Here is a 24,649-nt window from a genome sequence, read left to right on the forward strand (position 1 = left end):
ACAGATAATTATGTACATACAAAAAGCAGCTCTCCCGGTAGATCAGGCGAGCTGCAATTTTTTGAGCTTACGTCCGTATTTTTGCGACCAAAATTTGTTGAACAACGTTTCAACCATTCCTACCTCAGCGGGATTCAAGTTCATGATCGAGAGATAGGCGTTTGTCTTGGGGTTCCTGCGGAACTGCTGCCACGTCAACAGCGTACCGTCCTTTACCGCTTTGTCAATCGACATGGAAATCCACTTTTTGATGCCTCCGGTGCAGATCTTGAACTCATTTGGCATGAAATACTGCTCCGATTCAAGGATTTCCGGCTTCAATTTTACTAATTGCGCCGCGTTAAGAGCATCATCCAAAGCAGAGTGGTGTTGACCAAGCGCCGTCAGGCCGTGAGCTTCCAACGCCTGCTGCAGACCGCCGTCGTAAAACTGAGTCAAATCGATCAGGCGGTTAAGCCACTGATTGTCCAAGCTGTTCACTTTGCAATCCACGAACAGATTAAAAAAATCACTGCCGCCCCAGGCGAACAACTTGTAGTCATCGCCGCAGAAATCAATAAAACGGCTTATGACGTCGGTAAAACAGTCGCTCTTTTGCAGCGTGGCTTTTTCGATGCCGCAGAATTTCAAAGCAAAACGGTTGACTTCAAACTTCGGTTTGATGTAGCTCTGAAAGGTATCTATAATATTCAAATTTCTATCCAATTTAACCGCACCGATTTCGATGATTTCCATTGGATAGATATCATAATGTTTTCTGCCGTTAAATTCGAGATCCATAACAATATAATTCATAAGCAACTACCTCCTTTACAACAATACCATGCCAACGAGCCAAAACCAAAGAACTTTTCGTTACCAAGTGCACAATCATCCGCCATCACAGTAAAAAGCAGGATTGTACCTGCGGCGAATTCATGGATTTCATGTATAATGGGTTATATATCAATTTCATACATACAAGGAGGAATCTGCCTATGTTCACGACGCCGCTGGGACGCTTTCGTTTCGTAGCACTGTATGAAGGGATTTCGTTTCTGGTGTTACTTGGGATTGCGATGCCGTTAAAACATTTTGCAGGCTGGCCGATAGCTGTAAAAGTAGTTGGCATGCTGCATGGTGTGCTGTTTATCTTGTTCATGCTGACATTAGCGCATGTGAGCTTTGCCCAACGTTGGTCCGTGGTGCGCGTGGTTGGTGCTATCATCGCCTCGCTCATACCTTTCGGTACGTTCGTACTTGATGCGCGACTGAAACGAGTACCATAAGTTTGTACCGGCTACTCGGTTCCTTATAGAAGCCGGGTACGTGAGCTGGAGCATGAATCTGTCGACGGGTACCTACTTTCTGTTCGCCGAATGATTGAACCGGAGCGTGTGTTTGGACAAATGAACGGCAACCGAAACTTCCGGCGATTTCTGCTTCGCGACTTACGCAAACTGAGTCTCGATGTTCGGGTGGCGTTCACTGGCCCATAAACTGCTCATGTGGGCGATGATGAACCAAAAAGCGTGAGCTTAGGGGCCATGTTCCCCCAAGCTCACGCCTTTGTCACTTAAAACTTCGAAAGACGAGGGCGACCAATTGCAGTGAAGCACTACTTTTGGGACGGCCCCTTAGCTTGAAGCGTATACCGCAGGATCGCTACTCCTGGACCGTTTTCATCTCCAGTAGGTCGCACATCATAGCAATCGCCTCTTCTTCATCTGTGCCTTTGGTTTGAATTCTCAATTTTGTTCCGGTGCGAAAGGGGAGCAGCAGCATGCCAAGAATACTTTTTGCGTCAAGTTGGATATCCTGCTCTTCAAATTTAATCTTGATGTCCGAGCGGAAAGCGCCTGCCTTCAAAGCGATTTCCTGTACGTACTGCGCCGGCAAGTCCTGATAAATTTGGATCTCGTGTACTCTCATTGCTCTACCTCCTTTAACTACAGGCTGTTCGGCAGATGATGTCTCGCGTATATCCACATGTTACAACACAATTCGCCGCATGAACAGTACAAGTAATCGTTTTCATTCATTTTCATTTTCTCACTCGCAGTGTTAGGTCCTTAATTGGCTTTTTGCAGCGCTGATTATCTTCTCATACTGTTCGTCGTCTTCCTCCAGTATTTCTTCGACTTGATCAATCTCTTCCTCGCCGCCGGACTCGTTTAAAAAATTCAGGCTGTATGACCAATTGTTTCCATTTTTACTGTATAAAGTGATTTCGTATGGCTGCTTGTGATTCTCCACCGTAAACTCCACTCGTCCTATGTAACCATCCTCTTTGCTGTGCTCCATACCTGCATTCAATACTGAGATCATTTCCCTAACACATCCTTTCTGCTAAATACATGCGTGACCGCCAAGCAAGCTCACAATCTCCACGCTTAGTCTGCGTCATCCGAGCATTGTCTATGTCGTCCTGACCGGAACTGTAATCCCTCCGACGCATGTGACTGGTGCCTACGCTCATCCATATTTTGCCCACACACATAATTTCTGCAACCATACCACCCGTAAGCATCGCCGGCGTCGGCTGTATAGCTGTGGCTCACGTAACCGTATCGTCATCCGGCTATTCTTCTCTCTCTCACTCCACCTCGGCAGCCAACTGTATGGCTGTGGCTGCACGTAACCATATCGTCATCCGGCTGGCTGCTTTCTCTCTCCATCTCCTCGTCCGGCATCCAGCTGTATGGCCGTGGCTCCACGTAACCGTATCGTCATCCGGCTATTCTCTCTCCATCTCCACCTCGCGACATCGGCATCCAAGTGTGTGTCCGTCCACCCGCCGCAAACGGCATCCTACCAGATGCCTTCTCGTGCACTGCACCACATCACATTGGCCAAGCTCCATGCAGAGTAGCACAACTTTCCATCCAGTGGCCCCTGCTTTATAATAAAACTGTGCGCTTATTGTCGCAATCATTTCACCCGAGGTGCTGAAGCTGTGAACGTATTAAAAGTGAAAGACCGCCAAGAACTGGACAAAAAACTTCCGTTGATGCCATGGTACGTTGAAAAATTCATCAATTATAAACTGCCCGACTTGTCTCCTTCCTCTTTGTTGGAATATTTGCGCGATTACGAGATGTTTTTCTCGTGGCTGTTGGCCGAAGGGCTCGCTCAAGCAGACTCCTTGAAGGAAATACCGATTGAAGCCTTGGAGAAGCTGCATATGGAGAGCATAGATAACTTTCGTATGTTTCTGTTGACCCGTAAAACAAATGCAAACAGTAAAACTACCGTTGCCCGCAAACTGTCTTCCCTCCGTTCGCTGTTCCATTATCTTAGCCAAATTGCTGAGGATGAGAACTTCTACCCCTTGCTGAAGCGCAACGTGATGGCCAAGGTTGAAATCAAGCGCGTTTATAAACCAAAGGACACCGCGGCGAAGCTGGAAGGAAAGCTGCTGCAGGACAACGAAATCCGTGAATTTTTGCAATATGTTCGCATAGGCTACGGTGCGGATGTATCAAATAACAAGCAGGCGCTGTATTCGTACCATAAAAATAGAATCCGGGATTGCTGTATTGTTAGCCTGATTCTGAATTCGGGCCTGCGCGTCTCAGAAGTTGTAAATCTTAATATAGACGACCTTGACATGAAAAAGCATCTCGCCCACGTTTATCGGAAGGGTAAAAATGACGAGTCATTCAAAACACCGGTATACTTTCGACAGGAAGCTGTGAGGGATTTAACCAGATACCTGGAACTGCGCAGCGTGCAATATAAGGCGCCGAAAAAGGAGAAAGCACTCTTTCTCGCCATCGCCAACGGAAAACAAGAAGGTGAGCGCATGACAAAGCGGGCGATCCAGGAGATGGTCATCAAGTACGCAAAGCGATTCGGCAAACCTTACTTGTCCGTACATAAGCTGCGGCATTCGTTTGCGACCGATTATTATATGCGCAACGATTTGTACAAAACACAAGAGCAGCTTGGCCACGCCTCACCGGAAACAACACAGATATATGCCCATTTGACCGACAAAACAATGGCTGAAGCAATTGATAAGCGGAAAAAGTGATTATGAACTGTGGGTGCAGTCAGACGCCATGCGCAGCGTTTCATCGCACGGTGCCGACCCGCGCTATGGAGGCGTGGAGAGCAGCGCGTGAGCGGCAACCTTTATCAATCTGCGAGTGCAGGCAGACGCCGTGCTCGCAGTTTTTCGTTGCACGCCGCCGACCCGCGCTAATAGATCGCGTGAGCAGCGCTTGGCCGGCAATAGCGCATGTGGCTAAGACACCTGCGTCGCCAAAGGGCGTACGAGACGGGCTGAATTTTGGCGTAGAACCCCTGAAAATGCCGAAAATACACGAATATTGTAACGGATCATTCATTTTTCTTGTATCATGGTTTTTCGTGATGGAGGTGCAACAAATGAGCATTACCAAAGTAAACCTGCAAAATAAGCTGGAGCGCTGGAAGCAGATGGCGAGTCAGCTCATTTCCGGCTCGGAGGAAACCAGCCACAGCATCGAACTTGACCCTGCCATACTTGACAAATGCCGCCTGGCAGCGGAAGAACGGCAAACGACGGTCAACCACATTGTGAATGAAATTTTGGAACAACATTGGCTGAAGAAGAACAATGAGCTTCCTACGATGATATCCCGCGAGCAAATGGATCGTAATCCCTTATTCTTGTTGGATGCGCTGACGCAGCGAGAACTCAAACCGTTTGGAGAGACCCAATATGAACAATCTTGAACAATTGAAGTATGAACAAGCCGTATTCGTCGACGAAACCGCGTTCGCGTCATTTATGGACCCCACGGACCCGTATTACGCGAAGGCCCGCTCATTATTTTTGGATTTAGATGATCTGGAAAGACCGCTAATTACCACCAATTATGTTTTAGTGGATGCCCATCAATGGTTGAAAAATCAATGTGGCTATGAGCACGCACAATTCTTTCTGGACACACTCGAGAAAGCGTTAGCCAAAAATACGCTGACCATCATTTCCGGTTGCCCTGAATATGAACAGGAGTCACGTCGCTTGCTCACCGACTGCCCCGACCTTCGCTTATCGCTCAGTGAGGCATTGACTGCAGTGGTTCTCATCACACACCGGATCAAACGAATCTTCACGTTTAATCCCAGCTTCATTTTCCTCTCCAAACTGGACGCAGGTATCAAGGTCATGCCGAGCATAGTCTAGTCGACTATTTAGCACGTTAATAATCAAAGGAGCAGATGTTGCTTTTTTCATCGGTACCATTAGTGCTGGTTGTTTTACCGGTTGGTGCGCTAATAGGGCACCACACTACAGGCAAAAAGTGAGCCGCTCAGCGGCTCCGATTTTTTTACTCCAGGATTATTCTTTCGCATCTGTCATATCGATAAACAACACCCTGCTCACAGGAAAGACTTCTCCAGAAAACTCTAAGTAAGCGGATTAGGACTTCAAAACATCGTGATCTACGTATCGCTCACCATTCAATTGACTGATTACGTTAACCGCAACCTTGGCACCGTCACCCGCAGTGATGATTGTGTGCACACTCACTCCCGCCGCTGTGCCTGCTGCCCAAATGCCATCTACGGAAGTTTTGCCTTCAGCATTAACGTCATAAATTGTTTTGATCCTCGGCTCGGTCCCCGGCTTTGTCGCCACTCCAATAGACTCCGCCAGATCAGTTAAAACACCGGTTGCAAGGATGATATATTTCCCTTCATAGCTGCCTGCTTCGGTGGATACGGTGAAGCCTTGTGCGGTGCGTGAGATTTGCGTCGCCTTTCCCTGGACGAACTCAGCGCCAAATTTTGCAGCCTGCTTGCGCCCCGTTTCCAATAGATCAGGACCTGATATTTCTGCGACCCCGTAATGATTCTCCATCCATGCTCGTCGGGTCATGCTTTGATCACTGTCGATTACCAATGTCTTCTTGCCCGCTTTCGCCAAAAATAACGCTGCACTCGCCCCTGCCGGACCAGCCCCGATGATAACGATTTCATACATACATAACATCTCCTCTCATATTCTGAATATGTGGAAGTTGGAATAAACTAGCTACCTTAAATGGTACACATGCACAGATTTAAAGTCAAAGCCTGAGTGCTAAATGACTTCCAATTCGTTAGCATTGTATCTATTTATACACATTAAAATTTTAACATGTAAAGTAAAACATATCTTGATTTCGTGCTGTACTGCCATGTACACTGAGAAGATTAAGCACCAGATAAGGAGAATTTTACCTATGAATTTGCGATCCCCGTATGTTTTACTAGTCACTGCTACCTGTCTCTGGGGCGGTAATTTCGTGGTGGGAAAAGTACTCGTCACTGAAGTGCCTCCCATTCTATTAGCCACTATACGCTGGTGCATCGCTCTGTTGGCGTTGGTGCCTTTCTGGGGTCGCGCGATGTGGTCACAGCGTAAGATCATGACTGCTCATTGGAAAACGGTGTTATTTTTAGGGCTGACCGGTGTGGCTGGGTTCAACACACTTACATATGTAGCGGTGCAGTACACAGGATCGATCAATGCTTCACTGATGAATGCCGCAACACCCGCTTTAATCATTCTTATCTCAATGGCGGTGCTGCGCGAAAGGGTGAGCGCGACTGTAATTCCTCCTATCCTGTTATCAATAGTGGGTGTGCTATGGATTATCAGCCGGGGAAGCTGGCAGGCTTTTACCAACTTAACGTTCAACGCAGGTGATTTATGGATGGTGGCTGCCGTGATCTGCTGGTCATTTTATTCGGTCGGTATGAAGAAAGCCGCCGGTAAATTCTCAGCGAATGCATTGTTTTTTTGGCAGATTGTGGTGGCCGTGATTGTTCTGCTGCCCGCAGCAGTTATTGAGACTGTAGTACGTCAACCGGAACTGCATTTCTCCGTGGGGCTCATCTCGGGCTTACTGTTCATCGGTGTACTCGCCTCACTTGTTGCCTTTACCGCGTGGAACCAGGCGATCGCCATGATCGGACCGTCTCGCTGCGCCGGCTTCCTGAACCTAATTGCTTTGTTCAGCGCCATTTTCGCGCTAACGTTCACCGGTGAGCGAATACATCTATACCACCTGCTCGGAGCCGCGCTAGTTCTCGCTGGCGTGTATGCCAGCAACCGGGCGTTAAAAGCGGCACCGAACCCCAGCACCACTCGAGTCATGGACTAACACTGCCGCCATAGGCTGCTATTTTTTTCGTTCTAACAAATATGCTAATACAACACAAGCCCGAGCTTTTTTACTCTTTGATAAGGGATGATAGAATCAATGGTTAACAACCCATGGGTACGATTAGCACAAGCGGAATCCGAGCAGGAGCTGGTGGAGCTGCAAAACGACGTACGCGCCGGCGGATACTCGGCTTTTCATCTACTGCTCGAGGGATGCAAGCGATCCCTGAAAGAAATGCAAGATGACGAGGTGGAACAGCTGCAGCGGCAGTTAGCCACGGCCAGACGGCTGTTTCCGGACCCCGGTGCATTCAGCCCTTCATGGCTGCACATCTGGACAGAATTGGAACAGATGCTAGCGATAAAGTCCCGCATAATGCGCACGATTTCAAAAGAGAATCGGGACGGCGAGTGGCAGGTGATACTCGATAACCCGTACACGATCCACGAAGTAGTGTGCCATCCCGGTCTTTCCTTTGGTGAGGCGGCCTATTTGTACAGTTATTTTCGCCCGGGTCTGGAGAAAAATGAATATCTACGACTGCAAAAAATTCAAACCATGGTAACTGATGTCGGTTCTTAACGAGCGCTAGCCCGGGGTGTCCTGTAAAAAGCCCGAGTGTTCGACACCGTACAACGTCTCTCCCATGGTGTGTACGCCACACTTCAGTTTCGTATGTCGAAACAATTCCGTTCCTATCGACTCTTGCGGTTGCCCGGGAAATGTAGCATCGGCGGGAAATAGCAGACACCACACACGTCGTTCGGGCACGTACATTGATTCGCTTTCACACATCCTGGCCGCCACGAACGAGTTACCATGCAAAGAGTGATGCGTTTCCCTCACGTCTTTATATTCTGGCCCATACCGCATTCACTCTTTCCCGGAAACCCTCAAGCAGTGATAGAGCCTCTGCACCCGCGGGCGAGACAAACGCGGTCCACATGAGAAAGAAAGTCAAGCTGATGCATATGCTCTCAACCAAAAACCCGCTAAACTTACCGGTGCTCATCAACGGTACACGCCACTTCCATTTCAACGGAGGCAATGGTTGAATCCCTTGTTTTGTCAGAACATCGCACAGTAGGTGCAGCGAATATGAGATCACGCCGGATGCCCAGAACGAATGGCCGAGCCGGCCGGACGCCACATACAGCAACCCGCCCCAAATCAACACCCCATACATCGAATGGGTTAATCCCCGGTGCGGCAGCACAGCGCATACCATCAGCAGCGCTCCTATCGTTAACCACCACGGACTGAGGGCGAAGCCTATGTAAAGCAGCAGCCCGCCTATGGATGCCATTAGCAGCTGTCGGAACAACCGTTGGTGCACTATACATACAGCGATCATCATTACACCAAGGCCGTAGCTGTACGGGGTGTAAAATGACCGATAATAGGAATAAGCCAAAAAGCCGACGCCGAACGCCACCAAAAGCAGCTTGAGTTTGCTCAACAGCCCTTTTGGCATGGTCTTCTGCAGCAGCAAACTGTTCGGTTCGTCAATGTCGGGCAGCAGGGAGCTGATTATGGCTACGGCTGCAGAAGGCAGGGTGATGCCCTGCCCCGTGAGACTAAGGATAGACAGGGTCATACCCGAACTCACGATCAAGTGCGTTCTTCCCATCATGCGTCAATGTACATCCTTTCCGATGAGTTAGGGCACGGAGCACAATCCCTTTTAATAAATATCATACCACATTTTCCACCTTTAGGCGAACATATATTCTTATGCTGAGGTGAATCCAGCGCACACAGGACCGCAGCAACAAAAAACCGCCTCCAACGAGACGGTTTCTCTGATACGACGGCTCCGTATTTCAAGCGCTCTTGCTCTCCATCATCTTCGCCTCCCGCCAGTTCCCCCAAACGTAATAGCAGATCGACAACACGATCCCGATGCTAAAACCTATCGGAAAACTCCACCAGATGGCGTCCAAGCCGTATTCCGCTCCAAGGTAATAAGACAGCGGAATCCGCACGCACCAGAGCGCCAAAAAGGTTGTCAATAGCGGTACCATCACCGCGCCGGTCGCCCGAACAACGCCCGACACCACGAATGTCACGCCGAACAGGATAAACGCCCACAAGGTGATCGAGTTGATCCGCATCCCGATTTCAATCGCCTCCTGCTCCTGCAGGAATAGACTCAGCGCTTCCCGGTTGAACAAATAGATCAACCCTACCAGCAACCCCGTCATGATGAAATTGATCATAATACCAATAATAGTTGTTTTGTGCACACGGTCCCAGTTTCCGGCCCCCACGTTTTGCGCCGCAACCGTGGATACCGCGCCTCCGATGGCCATCGCCGGCATTTGAATGTAGCTTGACAGCTGCATCGCCGCTCCAAAAGCGGCAGTGGCGACGGAGCCGAAGCTGTTAACCAGATTAATGATAGCCAAAGCACTAGTTGACACAATTAACATCTGCACTCCCATGGGCAGTCCCTTTTTCACCAGCGCGCCAATGATTTGAGGATCGAACCGCACGTAGTGCAGTTCAGCCCGGGTGAGCCGGAGGAAATGCTTTCTCATGTACAAATACGCGATCAGGCAGCTTAGGCTGACGAACTGGGCAATTACCATAGCCATAGCGGACCCGGCAATACCGAAAGCCGGCACCGGCCCGAGCCCGAAGATGAGCAGCGGATTCAAAGCGATATCAAGCGCCGTCGAAATTAGCAGAAAGTAAAAAGGGGTTTTTGCATCTCCCGCCCCGCGCATAACCATCATCAGAACGTTATAGCCGTACATGAACGGCAAACCGATAAAAATTATACGTAAATACGATGTTGCGTAGCCCAGCGAATCGGGAGGTGTATGCATGCCCTGCAAAATGTAGGGCGACAAAAATAACCCGAGCACCGTAATCACTATAGCAATCCCTATGAAGAACAAAGCGCTGGTCCCAACCACCCTCTTCGTCTGCCGTTCATCTTTTGCGCCCACGCTCTGCGCTATCAGTATGGTCGCCGCCATACCGAGGCCAAAGACGAGACTAAGCAGGAAGAACATGATGTTATTCGCATTCGATGTGGCTGCGAAAGCGCTCTCACCCAGGTAGTTGCCTACCCAAATGGCGTTAATAGTACCGTTCAGCGACTGCAGCACGTTGCCCATCAACACCGGCAGGGCGAACCATATTAACCGTTTGCCGATGGGGCCTTCCGTCAGTGCGGTGCTCATGTGGTGAGCCATCCTCATCTCTCCCTTGGAAAGTGAAAGGCAGGCCGCCCTTCTCATCTCAATGAAATGAACCGCAAAACATTACACCCGCCGTATCATAAATGAAGAAGCGAAAGCGAACAAACTGACTATGCATCCGTATAAAAATAAGGAGTGAAAGCCGACGTAGAAATCACTTGTTTTTGTTAGAATCGCACCCATAATAGTTACTCCGACGGCCGTTCCGATATTTCTGGAGAACAGCTGCAGTGAAGTGGAAATCCCTTTCTCATGCGGCTGGACCAGCTGCTGCGAGCCGATCGTGGATACAGTTGATATCAACCCAAAAGCTAAGCCTTGTGCGATCATTGCGGCGAAAATATACGTGAAGCCGGTGCCCTGTTTTAGCGCAAGCAGCATCATGCCGGAAGCAACCAGAATAATATTTGCGGTAATGAGTAATTTGGAGTATCCCCATCGCATAATCCATTTGCCCGCCGGCACAGCCACGGCCATCCAGCCGAACGACATGCCAAGCAGCGCCACACCGCTCGCAATTAACGAATAGCCCTCTTTTTGCAAAAACATTGGAATATAGCTGGATACACCGAAGAGAGACAGACACGCGAGAAACGAATTGACAATCATCCAGGCAATCGGAGGGTTACGGAACAGTGACAACGGCACAATCGGTGAAACATGCCGCTTTTCAAACACATAGAAAACGCAGAGAGCGACTGCCCCGGCTGCCCCGTACCATACAGCATACTGTTGAACAACGGCAGTAAGAAGCAGCAACCCTACTCCCAAGGCGAAAATTAGCGCCCCGAATATATCTACCTTAGCTTTTTTCGGCTCATACGCTTCCTGGTACGCGGCAAGGAGCACCACTGAAACGATGCAAATGGGAATGTTAATGAAAAAAATCCACCGCCAGCTAGCGTACTCCACGAACAGCGCGCCCAGCATAGGCGCCAGTATAGCGGACAACCCCCACATAGCGGTAAAAAAAGCCTGAATTTTGCCTCTTTTCTCCACAGAAAACAGATCCCCGGCGATAATCGCAGGAAATGGCATCATAACCCCGGCTCCAATTCCTTGTACCGCCCGGTAAATAACAAGCTGGAGCATCGAATTCGCGAAGCCGCACAACAATGAGCCAAACAGGAACAAAATAATGCCGATCGCAAATATCTTTTTACGCCCATAAATGTCCGATATGCGTCCAGCCACCGGAGACACGACTGTCGACATAACCATATACGACGCGAAGCTCCAGGCGTACAGCTCAAAATTGCCAAGCTCCTGCGCAATGACGGGCATGGTCGTATTGGCAATGGTAGTGTCCATCGACGCGACCAGCATGGCTAAGACGATACTGACCATAACGGGCAGCTTGCTTTTAGCGGTTACTGTTACCGCCTTTGCCGTTTCAACTGACACTTCAATGCCTCCTTTGACGTCATTTTATGAAATTTTTTACACATGAACCAAGAGTACCATATCCGCCGCAAAAAAAGACCCATTTGCATGAATGTTTGCATGAAATGAGTCGATCGTTATTCGTGGTCCTCAGGTCACCGCATTTAATCCGCCGTATTTGGAAATGGCCAGCAGTAAATCCTTTAGAATGGGCAAGATAAGCTGTGTGCCGCCCATAGGAAACAGGCCGCTGCGGTTATGCAGCACGGCTTGTCGCGCATAAACACGGTAATGTGGAATCCCCGCGGACATATTTATAATTTCCTCGCCGGAAGCACGGCGGTTATGGAACGTCACGGCCTTGACGCCAGCGGTATCAAACGGCACAATACTCAAGATATCTTCCAGCTTAATATGATAGTTGGCATGAGGCTTTTGGTAAATGAGCTCCTTGGTCGATACGGTGATACCGAAATCCCTTTTCTTGTGGGAAATTTTCAGATCTCCGTCAATCGCTTTGATTGAAATGAAATTTTCATTCACGGTGGCTCCTCCTTTTCACACACAGCTGTGGGATCGCGCTGCTTGTCACAGAGCATACCATAAACCGCGGCCGGAAACTATGGTACATACAAGAAAAGCCCCAATCACGCCGCAGCCGTCGGACGAACTACATTCAGCCCGGTCGCGGGAGACGTGAAGAACGTTTTGCCGGTTGCTCCTCGTGTTGGTTCGCCGTTTATGCTACAATACGATTTTACAAAAGTTTGAGCAGGAGGTTCTAATATCGGTATGCTTATCATCGGTATCGCAGGAGGCACTGGATCTGGCAAAACAACGGTAGCGCGTTCGGTGATCGAACAGCTCGGAAGCAGCCAAGTGACTTTCATTTCCCAAGACAACTATTATAAAGATCATAACCAAATGGAGCTGAGCCAGCGGGAGAAGATCAACTATGACCACCCACTCGCATTCGACAACGAATTGCTGCTGCAGCATCTAATCCAGCTAAAAAATCATCACAGTGTGCAGTCGCCGGTGTACGATTTCGCGACCCATTCCCGTTCCGCAAAAACGATAGAGCTGCGACCAACACGCATTGTCATACTGGAAGGCTTACACGTGCTGTCGGACGAGCAGATTCGTGGTGTGCTCGATATAAAAGTATTTGTGGACACCGATCCGGATGTCCGCATTTTACGGCGTGTACTGCGGGATATTCAGGATCGAGGCCGCTCCATCCAATCTGTATACGATCAGTATTTATCTACAGTCAAGCCAATGCATGAAGCGTTCATCGAGCCGTCCAAAAAGTATGCCGATATCATCATACCGGAAGGCGGACATAACGAAGTCGGAATTCAGCTGCTTACGATCCTGACGGAGAAGCACTTACACCCGGCCTCTGATTCTCCTGCTCCCAGCGCAGCAGTAGACGCGAGTCGTTCTTGAGTTTGACATTGCACAGCTTCAGCTGATTGTCTGAGAGCTCGAACAAGCTCCATTCCTCGGGAGAGCCGACCGATTGTGACTGCAGAAAAGCCGTTTTTTCCGCGGCCGCGTCTTCTTCGTGATCCCAGTATTTCGTTCCATAATAGGGTAAACGATAACTGTTCACCAATGTGCAGGTGTATATTTGCGATGTGGTGCGATGCTTCAAAACAAATGGCATGCGTTCCTCTCCTATATCACAAAGTAAAAGGCACGATCTCCCTGTGGAGATGGTGCCTTTCTGTTATCTGGCAGCACTGCTGTTACCTTGAGAAGTGAACAAATCCGTCACCCCGGCATGGCCCCCGCCTGGCGTGGCCTTTATATCAGAGATAAGGGCTCTCGTGCTTTGCCTTCAGCATGTTCCAGCGGCGCTCCACTTCCGCTTCAAACATTTTGTACGACTCTTCATATCCCGGCTTGGTCATGTGCTTCGTTTTGCCCATCGTCTTCAACCAGTCGGACAGAGGGATTTTCTTGCTCTTGTCTTCCGGATTGTAGGTGATGGTAGTCACCCCGTGCTCCACTTCATATAGCGGGAAGAAACAGGAGTCCACCGCGGCGCCCACGATATTAGAGCCCTGCTGATCTTCGGACAACCAATTCAGCGGGCATGCTATAAGAATTTTGCCGTAGACTAACCCTTCGTTTTGCGCAAACCACTGCGCTTTCGCCGCCTTTCGCACCAAGTCCTGGGGAAACGCTTCAGAACCGGTAAACACGTATGGAATATGGGTTGCGGCCATGATTTGTGCGGTATCCTTATGATGAAACACTTTACCTCCCTGTTTCGTGCCTACGTTAGACGTGGAGGTTCTGTGTCCCATCGGGGTAGAATAGGACAACTGCGCGCCTGTATTCATGTAGCCCTCGTTATCATACTCCAGAATGATCATCTTGTGATTACGCAGTGCAGCTCCGATTGCCGGACCCATGCCAATATCCATCCCACCGTCCCCGGTAATCATGACGAACGTAAAATCGTCCGGCAAATTCAAGTGAGCCAGTTCGCCTCTGCGCTTGCGTTCCCAGAACATTTCCACAACGCCTGACAGTGTAGCCGCGCCGTTCTGGAACAGATTGTGAATATACGTCGCCTTATGCGCGGAATAAGGATAGCCGGTCGTGACGACCATGGCGCAGCCGGTATGGAACAATGCGACGATATCCCCTTCGATTCCCTTGAAAAAGAGCTCCAGGCCGGAGAAAATACCGCAGCCCGGACAAGCGCCGTGGCCCGGTGCGATCCGCTTCGGCTTTTTCGTTAACGCCCGCAGCGGCGGAATTCGGACATTGAGCTTGCCTGTTGTCTCATCCTGCTTCACCGTGATCAAGCCGCTTTTCAAATCCTCGTATTTCATCGGATTGAGCACCCGCTTCGGCGCCTTCGCCGGATCACCCGCAGTGTGCCCGTAATAGTCAAACGGAACGTCGACTCCGCCTTTAGCGACCGCATCTAGTGCGAATTGGAATAGATTGTGACCGTCTTCCGCATAAAAATCTTTGCCCCCGAGACCGTAAATACGGCTGATCACCATTGTGTTGGTATTACCGTGGGTGAACAGCGCAGCTTTGATCTCGTTCACCATATTGCCGCCATGGCCGCCGTATGAATCCGCGCGGTCGCCCACGGTCAGGGCCTTCACGTTTTTCAATGCGTCGGCGATCGCCTTTTGCGGGAAAGGACGAATCATGTTGGGTGCGATCGAACCCGCTTTAATTCCCTTTTCGCGCAGTTGATCGACCACGTCCTTGATAATTTCCGATGCCGAGTTCAGCAAGAACACTGCTACGTCGGCATCGTCCATCCGGTACAGGTCAAGAATGGGGTAATCCCGGCCGGTGAGTTCGGCATATTCTTGGCGAATCCGATCATACACACGCTCCGCGCTATACATAGCGGCAGACTGCTGGTAACAGTTATTGATGTAGTCCGGTTCATTCATGTACGGCCCTACCGTGATCGGATTGTTCCGGTCCAGCGTATCGGGGAAGCCTGCCGGGGGCTGTGCACCTACGAATGCATGAACATCTTCCCGTTTGGCGAAGGTTTGCACGCGGCGCTTTTGGTGGGAGGTGAAATAGCCGTCCGACGCCACCAACACCGGTAAACGAACCTCCGGATCTTCCGCAAGCTTTAACGCCATCAAGTTCATATCATAGACCGCCTGCGGGTCGCGGCACATTAGAATCGGCCAGCCGGTGTTGAGCGCGTAATAGAGATCGGAATGGTCGCCGTGAATATCCAAAGGGCCGGAGACGGAACGGCAGACCAGATTCATTACCATAGGAAAGCGGGTACCGGATTGTACCGGCATTTGTTCGAGCATGTATAAATATCCGTTGGCGCTGGTCGCGTTGAACACACGCCCGCCTGCTGTAGAAGCGCCGTAGCACACGCCTGCAGATCCATGTTCGCCGTCCGCCGGAATCAGTGTAATGTCATGCTGACCGTTAGCTTTCATCAAGTCCAGAAATTGGGCAACCTCCGTCGACGGTGAAATCGGAAAATAACCCATAATATGATAATTGATTTGGTGCGCGGCATATGCCGCCATCTCGTTGCCCGACTCGTAAACAATACGCTGCTCCACTTTACCCTGCGAAACCTCTTTATTCATCTCGATTGCCAACTGGAACTCCACCTTTCAGTTTGCCTGAGCTTAGATTTGCTTGCGTGGTTACTGCACAGACAAGTCAAAACGATGCGGCACACGGTGAGCCTCGGCGTAGCCGTCCGCCTCCCTTTCACTTGACAGAGCTTCCGTCGGACACGCCTGCACGCACTTCAGACAGCCTTTGCAATACTGGTAATCAATTCCCTGCAAAAACATTTGCGGCCGCCCCTTTTTATCCGCTTGCTCGTCCCAGACGAAGCAGAAATCCGGGCATACGGTATCACACGCCGCGCAATGGATACATTTGTCCTCCTCAAAATGAGGCATCATGCCCGCCCGCGAAATACTTAAATCTTTCAAAATACTGTTGCCGGGATTCGTGATTGTGCCGCCCATCGGTTGGGTTGCAAAACCCAGCACAGGCGTATCCATGCGGATAAAGCTTGGCATCTGGTCACCTGCAGGCAGCTCAAAGCTTTGAAATATCACTTCATTGTAACCCCTTTCAAAAGTGTTGAGTGCAGGCTGCACGGCGAGTGGATACTTCTTTTCGAGCGACTTTCGGATGACGTTCTTCATGGTGTCCGGGTTCAAAAAAGGGCATAGCCGGAACAATGCGCCAAGCATGGCCATATTCACGCGGTTCTTCTCTTCCAATGCAATGCCGATGGCGTCGATGACGGCAATGGTTCCCGCTTTCATGTTCAATTTCTGCTTTAACTCCTCCGGCGATTTGGTCGAATTGACCAGTACCAGACTGTCCTCGTAAATTCCGCTGATCACATTGACCGTTTTGGATAATGCCTCATGGAAGATGCCTACCACATGTGGCCGCTCGACCGGAGAGGTATCACGGATATTCGTGGCGATATCGCAGAAGCGGATGTGTGCCTTCACGGCCGAGCCTTTTTTCTCCGAGCCATACGACGAGAAGCTCACGCCATTCAAACCGACGCCCTCTACTCCTGCTTCCGCCAGCATCTTGCCGGCCAAGTTGGCTCCAAGGCCCCCTATGGATTCCAGCCGAATTTCAAAAAAGCCCAGTTCGTTAGTTTTAGGTAACGTAACCATTGCTCGACTCCTTTCGAGATTACACTGCAGCGTGGATACTCCCGCTTGCGCATACATGATGCCCTGCATCAAAGGGAAGAAGCCCGAAATCATTCTATTTCTTCAAATACTATTTATATTCTGAATTGAATGACAAATTCCTGTTGCACGCATAAAAATTGTTACGAAATTTTGAACAATCCATAGCCGGGCAAATTGACAATCGGCTCCAAATCCGGCTCCAGGCCTGTGCCGTTACCGTTCAAAGCGATGTTTACAAGCCACTGGGTAAAGTTCGCCACCTGCATCGTACGCATTTCCTCCAGTGAAAAAAAACCTGCTGCGTCCACCTCAAAACCATCCGGTTGCGGTTCTCCGTCCACATATTCCATTTCAAACGCGATGTAGATGTTATGTATCGCACGCGGCTGGTCGCGCAGGGCGACAACCCGCTTCACCTTGGCTTGCACGTTCGCCTCTTCCAATACCTCGCGTACTATGGTTTGTTCAATCGGCTCCAGCTGCTCGATGTATCCTCCGGGATTGGTCCAGTTTCCTTTCCCCGGCTCCTGGGCTCTTCGTACGAGCAGAACCTTATCATCTTTCACCACCAGAGCACCTACGCCAACACTGTAGTTCCCCCAGTGCACCCATGTGCAGCTTGTGCATGCGCGGCGTTCCACGCCGTCCACCAGCCGATTTTCCATAGCATGGCCGCAAGACGAGCAAAAATTGACCGACATCTATTCATCCATCCTTCACCCATATTTTTCTTTGACAATGTCACAATGCAAGCGATAACATAAATTATGATAGCCTGTTTCCGTGCATGTTTCTACTAGTTTTTGTGTATAGACTCCGGTAGCGCCGCGTTCGCCAGCGGGAACTTTTTTGCTATTGTGTATCAGGAGTATATTATGTCTTCTTTAATGCAATCATTTGATACACCTCCCGTGAATCACCCGCCAGCTGCTGTTGAGGGAGGCGCATTTGACCAGAGCCGTCGCCATCGAGAAAAATACCATCCACCGCTCGATCACGGCCTAACCTTTTCGGATTAGCCCCTTTTCCATTTTCAAACATAGTGTGATACAGCGCTAGCAATATACTCTATGAATCAAAAAGGGAAATCATGCGCTGCTAGATTAAGCTAAACGGCATAATGACACAAACGCGGGGCAATAATAGCAGAAAGGCGCCAGAGCTTCCAGTACGTGTTCACCCGGCTGGGTGCATCTTACCAATTAAAGAAAATTTTAATAAAAAACTTAGCTGTTTTTAAGGTTCCACCGCTAAGATTAGGAATAGCATCACATTAAAAGGGGGAATTGGCTTGAGCGCAAACCACACCTCGGCTATGGCAAAAGTACTGTTTCTATATAAATTTATTAAAACGCCTAAAAGCATCGGCAGTGTCACACCAAGTTCCCGCTTTTTAACCGGCAAGATGATTCAAGCGGTGCCGTGGCATGACGTGAACAGCGTGGCCGAGCTGGGAACCGGCACCGGCGTAATCACCGGGGCGATAAAAGACGCCGCGCGCCCTGACACCAAGGTGTTATTATTTGAAAGAGACAGCTATCTCAGGGCACAGATACGCGCTCAATATCCCGGCTATGATACATACCCTGACGCGAAGCATTTGCACCGCGTTGTTCAAAAGCAAGGCATCGGACAGCTGGACTGCATCATCAGCGGTCTCCCCTTTGCCAACTTTCCTCAACTGATACGGGACGAGTTGATGTCACAGATCGTAAAATCATTGAAGCCGGGCGGTCATTTCATTGCTTTCCAATACTCGCTGCAGATGAAAAAACAGTTAAGCGAATTGTTTCATGTCGAGTCGATCCGATTCGTGATGCTTAATGTGCCGCCCGCTTTCGTATATGTCTGCCGGAAAAAATAATGAAGATATCTGCGAGCCGTTACAGTGTAGATTTCGCCCACCCGAATCGGTTACTATATAAAAGTGAGTGCCTTGGCGCTCGAATTGTAATCGACGAACGAGGTGTGCGCATTGGAAGAAATAATTATCGTGGGGGCCGGACCCTGCGGACTGTCAGCTGCTATTGAACTGCAGCGGCTTGGCATTCAGCCTTTAATCATTGAAAAGCAAGTCGTTGCTCATTCCATCTATTTGTATCCGACGTATATGCAATTTTTCAGCACCCCGGAGCTGTTGGAAATCGGAGACATCCCGTTCACAACGCCTAATGAAAAGCCAACCCGGCTCGAGGCGCTCCATTATTACCGCAACGCCGCTTCACACAGCGCACTGAGAATCCAGCCCTACCATACCGTAAACGACATCGCGAAGCAGGCCGATGGAACGTTTTCGCTTGAAGTCACCAGCCGGACCGGAGAGGCGTCGGTGGTTAAGGCGCGATATGTTATTGTGGCAACAGGCTACTTCGACCATCCCAACCTTCTCGGTATACCCGGTGAAGAACTCGCGAAGGTGACCCATTATTACCGTGAAGCACATCCATACACAGGCACGAAGGTGGTTATCATCGGGGGGAACAACTCAGCAATCGACGCGGCGCTGGATCTCATGCGGGCTGGAGCCGAGGTCACCGTAGTTTACCGTGGAGAGGGCTATTCACCCAATATTAAGCCTTGGGTTCTGCCTATCTTTGAAAGTATGGTGAACAAAGGGCGTATCAACATGCACTTTCAGTCCCAAGTAATCCGAATTGATGAACGCTCAGTCACGATTCGGCACAACGGCGTCGAGCGTGAGATCAGCAATGATTTCGTTCTCGCACTGACAGGGTTTCGTCCCGATAGGCGAATGCTGGTGTCTGCCGGTGCGCGTATCAATGAGGAATCCACGGCGCCGGTGCATGATCCTGACACCATGGAGACTACTGTGCCTGGACTATATATCGCGGGGGTGGCCGCCTCAGGCAGTAACGCTAACGAGGTGTTCATTGAGACCGGCCGTCTACATGGCGGGAAAATCGCACGGCACATCGCCGGCAAGGCCGATAGCACCTCATAGGCGCGCTGTCTCGCAAGACAAGGCAGCACACAACAAAACACGATCCATGCCGCTCACCGCCATGATCGTGTTTCTCATTTAGAAAATCTTTTCTTTCTCGACATGCGTCAACCTTCGGCCGGCGATATCGACCACCAGCTTACCGCCGGCTAGCCCCCAAATTCGCGAACCGAACCTTTCCGCCAACTCTACCTGATGCAAACTGCAGAACACTATGATTTTAGTACGCTGACAGATGGTTTTTAGATCCTCCATCACTAGCGCCGCCGCAGCCGGATCTAGGCCTGACACGGGCTCATCGGCGAAAATAACTTTCGCGCCCCGTATCAGAGCTCGAGCAACTGCCACACGCTGCTGTTCGCCCCCGCTCAAGCGTTCTACGGGCTCATGTGCTTTGTCCAACAGGCCCACCTTGTCCAGATAATCCATAGCGGTCATATGGTCCTCATTGGATGTCGTCCCACTGAGGATGCGCCACCATGCCTTATGAAAAAATAAGCCGCTCAGCACGTTTTTCAGTGCTGACTTCTTAGGGTTCAACTTCGGTTTTTCTTCGAGAAACGCCCAATCTCTCCGCAGCTTCAACTTCTCAATTACGCCTGCACCGGAAATATCGTGACCGGCATATATGTATTGGCCGTCGTCCCACTTTTCCTTCAACATCAGGCAGCGAAACAGGGTCGTTTTACCACTGCCGCTGCTTCCCAGGAGAGCAACCAGTTCCCCTTCATCGGCTTGAAAGCTGATCCGGGATAGAACTGGTTGGTTAGGTGGAAACGTTTTCGATAGATTGCGTACAATGATCATCCGATACCTTCTTCCTCTCACCTTTGTTCCTCACTGCCTACTATTATAGACATCTCAGTTTCCGGGTATAGCTTACTCCGTGGGCAACTGCTTGAAATCCAGAAAAAAGAGAGACACCGCCACCCGGCGGCTCTCTCCTGCTGTGATATACCATTATTTATTTTCTAACGGATAGAAGATCACGTCCACCGGGAAGGCGGAGCCTGCGGGCGGCGTGAACTCGATGTCGAGCGCCGGCTCGGTGCCGTCGGTGCGCGCCAGAATGGTATATCCTTGATAATCCATCATGATGCCAGAAGGCGGCGCCAGCACAATTTTACCGTCGATCTCGAACGGCCCTCTGAACACGCCTCCGCGCGGCAGAAGGAGTATGGCCATCTTACGAGGATTGTCAATGTGTATGTTGTACACCACACCATAATTGCCTAAGTTCAATGAATCCTTTTTCATGAAAAAGTCGGTTCCGGTAACAAATGTATCGGTGATGCCATCTCCAATCGCCAAGCTGGACGGCTGGTCAAAAGATGAGGCATACACGTTCCAAGTCACGTCTGAGCTGTCAAACGTACCTCTGACATGCCCGTTATACTCAAGCTGTGGATACGACCCGATCGAGTCGAGCCCCGCTCCCGCGTCCATTGCCACGAATGAGAAGTATACCTCGCCGTCCGTCTCCACATCGTAGATCACGTTCATGCCCTGCCCGGGGAAAAACTCCGGCATTTTTTTGTAATAAGCGGTTTGCATTGGGCCGACCACCATAGTATCCGGTTTTTGTTCGCCTTGCAGAAACTCGACAGATGCTTCATTACCGATCAAGTTGGCATAAATAGACGGATACACCTCGCCGTGCCGGGTCGTTTTTATGGTGACCGATTTATCCGGATTCGGGTTACGCACAACGATTGCAAACTGCACCTTTTCCTTCATTCCATTCACATGATCCGCATAGAGCCGTGCCTTTCCGTTGACTTTTTCCTGGTAGAGATAGCCCTTGCTCTCAAATGTCTCGGGACTGTCGCTCACGATTAGCGGACGGTCGTCATGTACAGTGACCTCTTTATGAAGTTGTGGAATGCCGCGCAAATATTTACGCAGTGTCGCTTCCTCTTCCTTCACAAAAGTTCCGACCGGCTCATGATATATCTTGTACTGAAAAGGATCAAGAAACGGCTCGTTCACAATCTCCACATTATGCGAATAGACCTCGCTCACAGTCCCTCTGCTATCGGTGACCTGCAAAGACACTTTGAACAGGCCTGGCTCAAAAATGGCCTCAGCTTTACCCGTCCATTCCACGTTCGTCAACGTGTCGCCATCGGGGTCATAGCTCAGATCCGTGTACCGGATCGGCTCTCCGAGCCGGTATTTTTGCTTATCCACCGTAAACTTAGCAACAGGCTTCGTATTTGGCATAGTGTCATTGTGAAACCCTGTGCTGCCATGGTGAATGTAGAGCAGTTCAATGCGCTGCAATTCCTCGTTCACCGTCGCTTTATAGCTAATATAGCGGTTCAGCCATGTCAGCTCGAGATATAACCGGTCGTCCAGGATAATCGCGGCGTCCTCGGAGCTCACATTTTCGCCGTTAACACTGAGCTTATTCGCAGCTATATCAAAAGACAAAAAAGCGGCCGGTGTCGTGATTTGCACACTGCTGTTTGCCGGCTCCCACTTCACCGGGATTCCCAGCACATCCGGCAGCGCGGCGGCAGGTAAGTACGTTCTATGATCTATTTGTGTTACCGGTGCGGGCAGCGTCACTTTCTCCCCGTTCACATAGCCCTCCAAGTCGCCGTAATACATCAGTGCAGACGTGCTTTCAGGCGCTGCCGCTCTGACCGGCACTGCTGTAACCGAGCCGACAGCGAACACCAGGCTTAAGAGGCCGACCAACCATTTGTTGTTCCAATCCATTGATGAATACTCCTTTATTTATGAGGCAGAAAGAATGCCACGTTTACTGTTTATTTTCGAGCGGAACGATCAGCACATCCAACACAGTGCTGGTATCCCCTGCTGACATTAGCTCAATATCAACGAATGTGTCTGTCGGCTCGGTCCGATGCAGGAGTATTGCATCTTTTGGAGTAAGACCGCCCGCTGGCAAAATGATCATGTTGCCGTTCACCTTCGCGGCCCCTTGAAAATAGCCGTCTCTTGGGCTCAACAGTACCGCTGTGCTGCGGGTGGTGTCAACTCCGAGACGATAGCGCACGCCTGCCGTCACATCTAAGCTGCCATCCGCGGTCGGTGCGCCGGTGCCTGAGCGGCTATCTGCGGGCAAGCTGCCGTCTGCATCTGTCCCCGGCGTCTCGCCTGATGACGGCTGACCTGCGCCGCTGCTTGCTTCATCCGTCGGTGTAATCGCGCCTAAGCCGACAGCCAACGGAGCGGCGGCGTAGCGCGCATCCACCTCCAAGTCGACGTCCGCAGAGGCGGTGGTGCCCTTCACGTTGCCCGAAAGCAGGGCATTGTCGTACTTGCCTAGATCGTATGGCTGCTCGCCCGGGGAGATCATGACATAAGAAGCTTCGAGCGGGCCGCTTACAGATATGTCGTAGATGCCGTGGAATGCCTGCCCAGGCGCGACATCACTGCTCAGTTTATAAAACACGGCCTGTCCCGGCTGTACCGTCATATCCGCTATGGCGCTGCCCTCCGCGCCTAAAAAGTCTTCTATTATACGATGTGGCTGCACGGAAGTGTATACAGAGATTGGCGCCTCGGCTGCACGAGACGTACTGACGGTGACCGGGCTGCTCACATCCGTATTCCTGAGTAGGATAGCAAATTGGACCGCACTATCTGTACCATTGACGTATTGCGGGTATAAGCGTGTAAGTCCGTCAACAGGACCATGTGTAAGGAAGCCCTTTTGCGTGACCGGCTCCCTGCTGCTGCCGAGCAGCAAGGAGCGCGCCTGCGCCGGGTGGTCGGAGCTGTTCAAGCGCTCTGCAGGCTTGGGCGTCACCAAGCTTGGTGTGGCTAATTGCAGGCTGCTTTTGTTTAACAGTGTACCAGCCGGCTTGAAATACAACGGATATTCATTTTCACTGACGAAAACTTCGTCAGTTACGTTGATCGTGCGCGAAAACGGTGCGCTGACATTACCTTTGCCGTCCTTCACTGTTAGCGTGACGGTGTGCGTGCCCGGTGTGAAGAAGGAGTCCTCTTTGCCTGTCCAATCATAGACGGGCAGTCCCTCTGAGTCCGGATCATAGCTCAAGTCCACATAGTCCACAGGCTCGCCCAAGCGGTAAGTCTGCTTACCCGTAGCAAACAGCGCCACCGGTCGCGAATTCGGCTGTGCCTCGTCTTTCACCAGCGTGGACTCCTCGTACGGCCCGGCAGGCCGGCCTATGTAATTCAGCTGTACAGAGTTTGTCTCAGCGTTAAAACGGTATGTTATATCTGCATACTGTGAGAGCCATTCGATGTCGACGAGCAGACGGCCATTTCGGATTTCAGCCACCGACTGAAACGACAGCTCGCTGCCGTTAACAGTAATGATGTTTCGGCCGGGTATGAACTCTATATAAGCTTTATCAGCGAGGAAGCGAATCGTTGAGCTCGCATTGTCCCATTCCATGGCTAAGCCGAGAGCGTCTGCCACCCATTTGGCGGGCACATAAAATTTGCCGTTAACAACAGCTGGCGGCTCGTCGAGCTGCACTGTATGTCCGTTGATCGCACCCTCTGCGGCGCCGGCTGTCAGCTGAAGCGTCATGGGCGACATGGATACTGCGGCAGCGCTGTGAGGTGCAAGCAGTCCGATGGCCAAGGCGGAGCTCAATATCGCGCCGGACGCTTTCCAGTTTGTGAATAATCGATGCATATGCGTGTAAACTCCTCCATGTCGAAATAAGGTAAACCAGATCTGATCGTGCTCGATGTTGAACGTATTGAAATGTCTGTCTCCTCCATTCTAGCAATTGAAATTCTATGAACATAAGAATAGTA

General features: G+C 50.5%; 23 protein-coding genes. 9 read left to right on the forward strand and 14 right to left on the reverse strand.

Annotated features, from left to right (window positions below; genetic code table 11):
* Positions 1-42: 42 nt before the first annotated feature.
* On the reverse strand, positions 43-795 hold the full coding sequence (locus CBW46_RS04845) for a 3'-5' exonuclease (protein WP_089198885.1): 753 nt from the start codon (positions 793-795) through the stop codon (positions 43-45).
* Between the two features lie 182 nt (positions 796-977).
* Here CBW46_RS04845 and CBW46_RS04850 point away from each other — a divergent pair, with 182 nt between their 5' ends.
* Positions 978-1,268 (forward strand): DUF3817 domain-containing protein, encoded by a 291-nt coding sequence (locus tag CBW46_RS04850; protein ID WP_089198886.1) that lies wholly within the window; start codon positions 978-980, stop codon positions 1,266-1,268.
* Positions 1,269-1,644: 376 nt separating this feature from the next.
* Here CBW46_RS04850 and CBW46_RS04855 read toward each other — a convergent pair whose 3' ends face one another.
* Positions 1,645-1,911 (reverse strand): HPr family phosphocarrier protein, encoded by a 267-nt coding sequence (locus CBW46_RS04855; protein ID WP_089198887.1) that lies wholly within the window; start codon positions 1,909-1,911, stop codon positions 1,645-1,647.
* A 132-nt stretch (positions 1,912-2,043) separates the two neighbouring features.
* Positions 2,044-2,307: a hypothetical protein gene (locus tag CBW46_RS04860; RefSeq protein ID WP_089198888.1), complete on the reverse strand. Its 264-nt coding sequence runs from the start codon at positions 2,305-2,307 to the stop codon at positions 2,044-2,046.
* 628 nt (positions 2,308-2,935) lie between these two features.
* Here CBW46_RS04860 and xerS point away from each other — a divergent pair.
* The 3 genes from xerS (at position 2,936) to CBW46_RS04875 (ending at position 5,155) form a co-directional block, all read left to right on the forward strand.
* Entirely contained in the window at positions 2,936-4,015 is a 1,080-nt protein-coding gene (gene xerS / locus CBW46_RS04865) for a tyrosine recombinase XerS (RefSeq protein ID WP_089198889.1), read from the forward strand.
* 356 nt (positions 4,016-4,371) lie between these two features.
* Positions 4,372-4,701, forward strand: coding sequence for a hypothetical protein (locus tag CBW46_RS04870; protein WP_089198890.1), 330 nt, complete (start codon positions 4,372-4,374; stop codon positions 4,699-4,701).
* The gene (locus CBW46_RS04875; RefSeq protein ID WP_089198891.1) at positions 4,688-5,155 is read left to right on the forward strand and encodes a type II toxin-antitoxin system VapC family toxin; all 468 of its coding nucleotides are present in this window, start codon (positions 4,688-4,690) and stop codon (positions 5,153-5,155) included. Before CBW46_RS04870 ends, CBW46_RS04875 begins: the two co-directional genes overlap by 14 nt.
* 237 nt (positions 5,156-5,392) lie before the next feature.
* Here CBW46_RS04875 and CBW46_RS04880 read toward each other — a convergent pair whose 3' ends face one another.
* Positions 5,393-5,956 (reverse strand): FAD-dependent oxidoreductase, encoded by a 564-nt coding sequence (locus CBW46_RS04880; RefSeq protein WP_089198892.1) that lies wholly within the window; start codon positions 5,954-5,956, stop codon positions 5,393-5,395.
* A gap of 241 nt (positions 5,957-6,197) precedes the next feature.
* On the opposite strand from CBW46_RS04880, the gene CBW46_RS04885 reads away from it, so the two are divergent.
* Together CBW46_RS04885 and CBW46_RS04890 are read left to right on the forward strand one after the other, a co-directional pair.
* Positions 6,198-7,121, forward strand: a complete 924-nt coding sequence (locus CBW46_RS04885) for a DMT family transporter (RefSeq protein ID WP_089198893.1) — start codon at positions 6,198-6,200, stop codon at positions 7,119-7,121.
* A 99-nt stretch (positions 7,122-7,220) separates the two neighbouring features.
* Entirely contained in the window at positions 7,221-7,706 is a 486-nt protein-coding gene (locus CBW46_RS04890) for a hypothetical protein (RefSeq protein WP_089198894.1), read from the forward strand.
* A 268-nt stretch (positions 7,707-7,974) separates the two neighbouring features.
* Here the strand turns inward: CBW46_RS04890 and CBW46_RS04895 are convergent, their stop codons facing one another.
* The 4 genes from CBW46_RS04895 to CBW46_RS04910 all read right to left on the reverse strand — a co-directional run bounded on the left by CBW46_RS04895 (position 7,975) and on the right by CBW46_RS04910 (position 12,259).
* A complete protein-coding gene (locus CBW46_RS04895; RefSeq protein ID WP_089198895.1) occupies positions 7,975-8,757 on the reverse strand; it encodes a metal-dependent hydrolase in 783 nt (260 codons plus the stop codon).
* Positions 8,758-8,947: 190 nt separating this feature from the next.
* Positions 8,948-10,315, reverse strand: coding sequence for an MATE family efflux transporter (locus tag CBW46_RS04900; protein ID WP_243633175.1), 1,368 nt, complete (start codon positions 10,313-10,315; stop codon positions 8,948-8,950).
* An 81-nt stretch (positions 10,316-10,396) separates the two neighbouring features.
* Positions 10,397-11,680 (reverse strand): MFS transporter, encoded by a 1,284-nt coding sequence (locus CBW46_RS04905; RefSeq protein WP_089199332.1) that lies wholly within the window; start codon positions 11,678-11,680, stop codon positions 10,397-10,399.
* Positions 11,681-11,866: 186 nt separating this feature from the next.
* Positions 11,867-12,259 carry a hypothetical protein gene (locus tag CBW46_RS04910; RefSeq protein WP_089198897.1) on the reverse strand — a complete coding sequence of 131 codons (393 nt, stop codon included), beginning with the start codon at positions 12,257-12,259 and terminating at the stop codon, positions 11,867-11,869.
* A 249-nt stretch (positions 12,260-12,508) separates the two neighbouring features.
* Here CBW46_RS04910 and udk point away from each other — a divergent pair, with 249 nt between their 5' ends.
* Positions 12,509-13,168, forward strand: coding sequence for a uridine kinase (gene udk, locus CBW46_RS04915; RefSeq protein ID WP_089198898.1), 660 nt, complete (start codon positions 12,509-12,511; stop codon positions 13,166-13,168).
* 365 nt (positions 13,169-13,533) lie between these two features.
* Here the strand turns inward: udk and CBW46_RS04920 are convergent, their stop codons facing one another.
* The 3 genes from CBW46_RS04920 to CBW46_RS04930 form a co-directional block, all read right to left on the reverse strand.
* Positions 13,534-15,840, reverse strand: coding sequence for a thiamine pyrophosphate-dependent enzyme (locus tag CBW46_RS04920; protein WP_089198899.1), 2,307 nt, complete (start codon positions 15,838-15,840; stop codon positions 13,534-13,536).
* A 48-nt stretch (positions 15,841-15,888) separates the two neighbouring features.
* On the reverse strand, positions 15,889-16,896 hold the full coding sequence (locus CBW46_RS04925) for a 2-oxoacid:acceptor oxidoreductase family protein (protein ID WP_089198900.1): 1,008 nt from the start codon (positions 16,894-16,896) through the stop codon (positions 15,889-15,891).
* Positions 16,897-17,057: 161 nt separating this feature from the next.
* Positions 17,058-17,618: an NUDIX hydrolase gene (locus CBW46_RS04930; RefSeq protein ID WP_089198901.1), complete on the reverse strand. Its 561-nt coding sequence runs from the start codon at positions 17,616-17,618 to the stop codon at positions 17,058-17,060.
* Between the two features lie 614 nt (positions 17,619-18,232).
* Between CBW46_RS04930 and CBW46_RS04935 the strand changes: the two genes are divergently transcribed.
* Together CBW46_RS04935 and CBW46_RS04940 are read left to right on the forward strand one after the other, a co-directional pair.
* Positions 18,233-18,781, forward strand: coding sequence for a class I SAM-dependent methyltransferase (locus CBW46_RS04935; RefSeq protein WP_089199333.1), 549 nt, complete (start codon positions 18,233-18,235; stop codon positions 18,779-18,781).
* Between the two features lie 111 nt (positions 18,782-18,892).
* Complete coding sequence (locus tag CBW46_RS04940) at positions 18,893-19,879, forward strand: YpdA family putative bacillithiol disulfide reductase (protein ID WP_089198902.1); 987 nt, start codon at positions 18,893-18,895, stop codon at positions 19,877-19,879.
* A gap of 78 nt (positions 19,880-19,957) precedes the next feature.
* On the opposite strand, the gene CBW46_RS04945 is transcribed toward CBW46_RS04940, so the two are convergent.
* From CBW46_RS04945 to CBW46_RS04955, 3 genes are all read right to left on the reverse strand, one after another.
* Entirely contained in the window at positions 19,958-20,686 is a 729-nt protein-coding gene (locus CBW46_RS04945) for a phosphonate ABC transporter ATP-binding protein (RefSeq protein ID WP_089198903.1), read from the reverse strand.
* 153 nt (positions 20,687-20,839) lie between these two features.
* Complete coding sequence (locus tag CBW46_RS04950) at positions 20,840-22,603, reverse strand: copper amine oxidase N-terminal domain-containing protein (protein ID WP_089198904.1); 1,764 nt, start codon at positions 22,601-22,603, stop codon at positions 20,840-20,842.
* Between the two features lie 43 nt (positions 22,604-22,646).
* Positions 22,647-24,524 carry a stalk domain-containing protein gene (locus tag CBW46_RS04955; RefSeq protein WP_089198905.1) on the reverse strand — a complete coding sequence of 626 codons (1,878 nt, stop codon included), beginning with the start codon at positions 24,522-24,524 and terminating at the stop codon, positions 22,647-22,649.
* Positions 24,525-24,649 lie beyond the last annotated feature (125 nt).

The organism is Paenibacillus xerothermodurans (assembly GCF_002220865.2).
In the GTDB taxonomy this organism is placed as follows: Bacteria; Bacillota; Bacilli; order Paenibacillales; family NBRC-103111; genus Paenibacillus_S; species Paenibacillus_S xerothermodurans.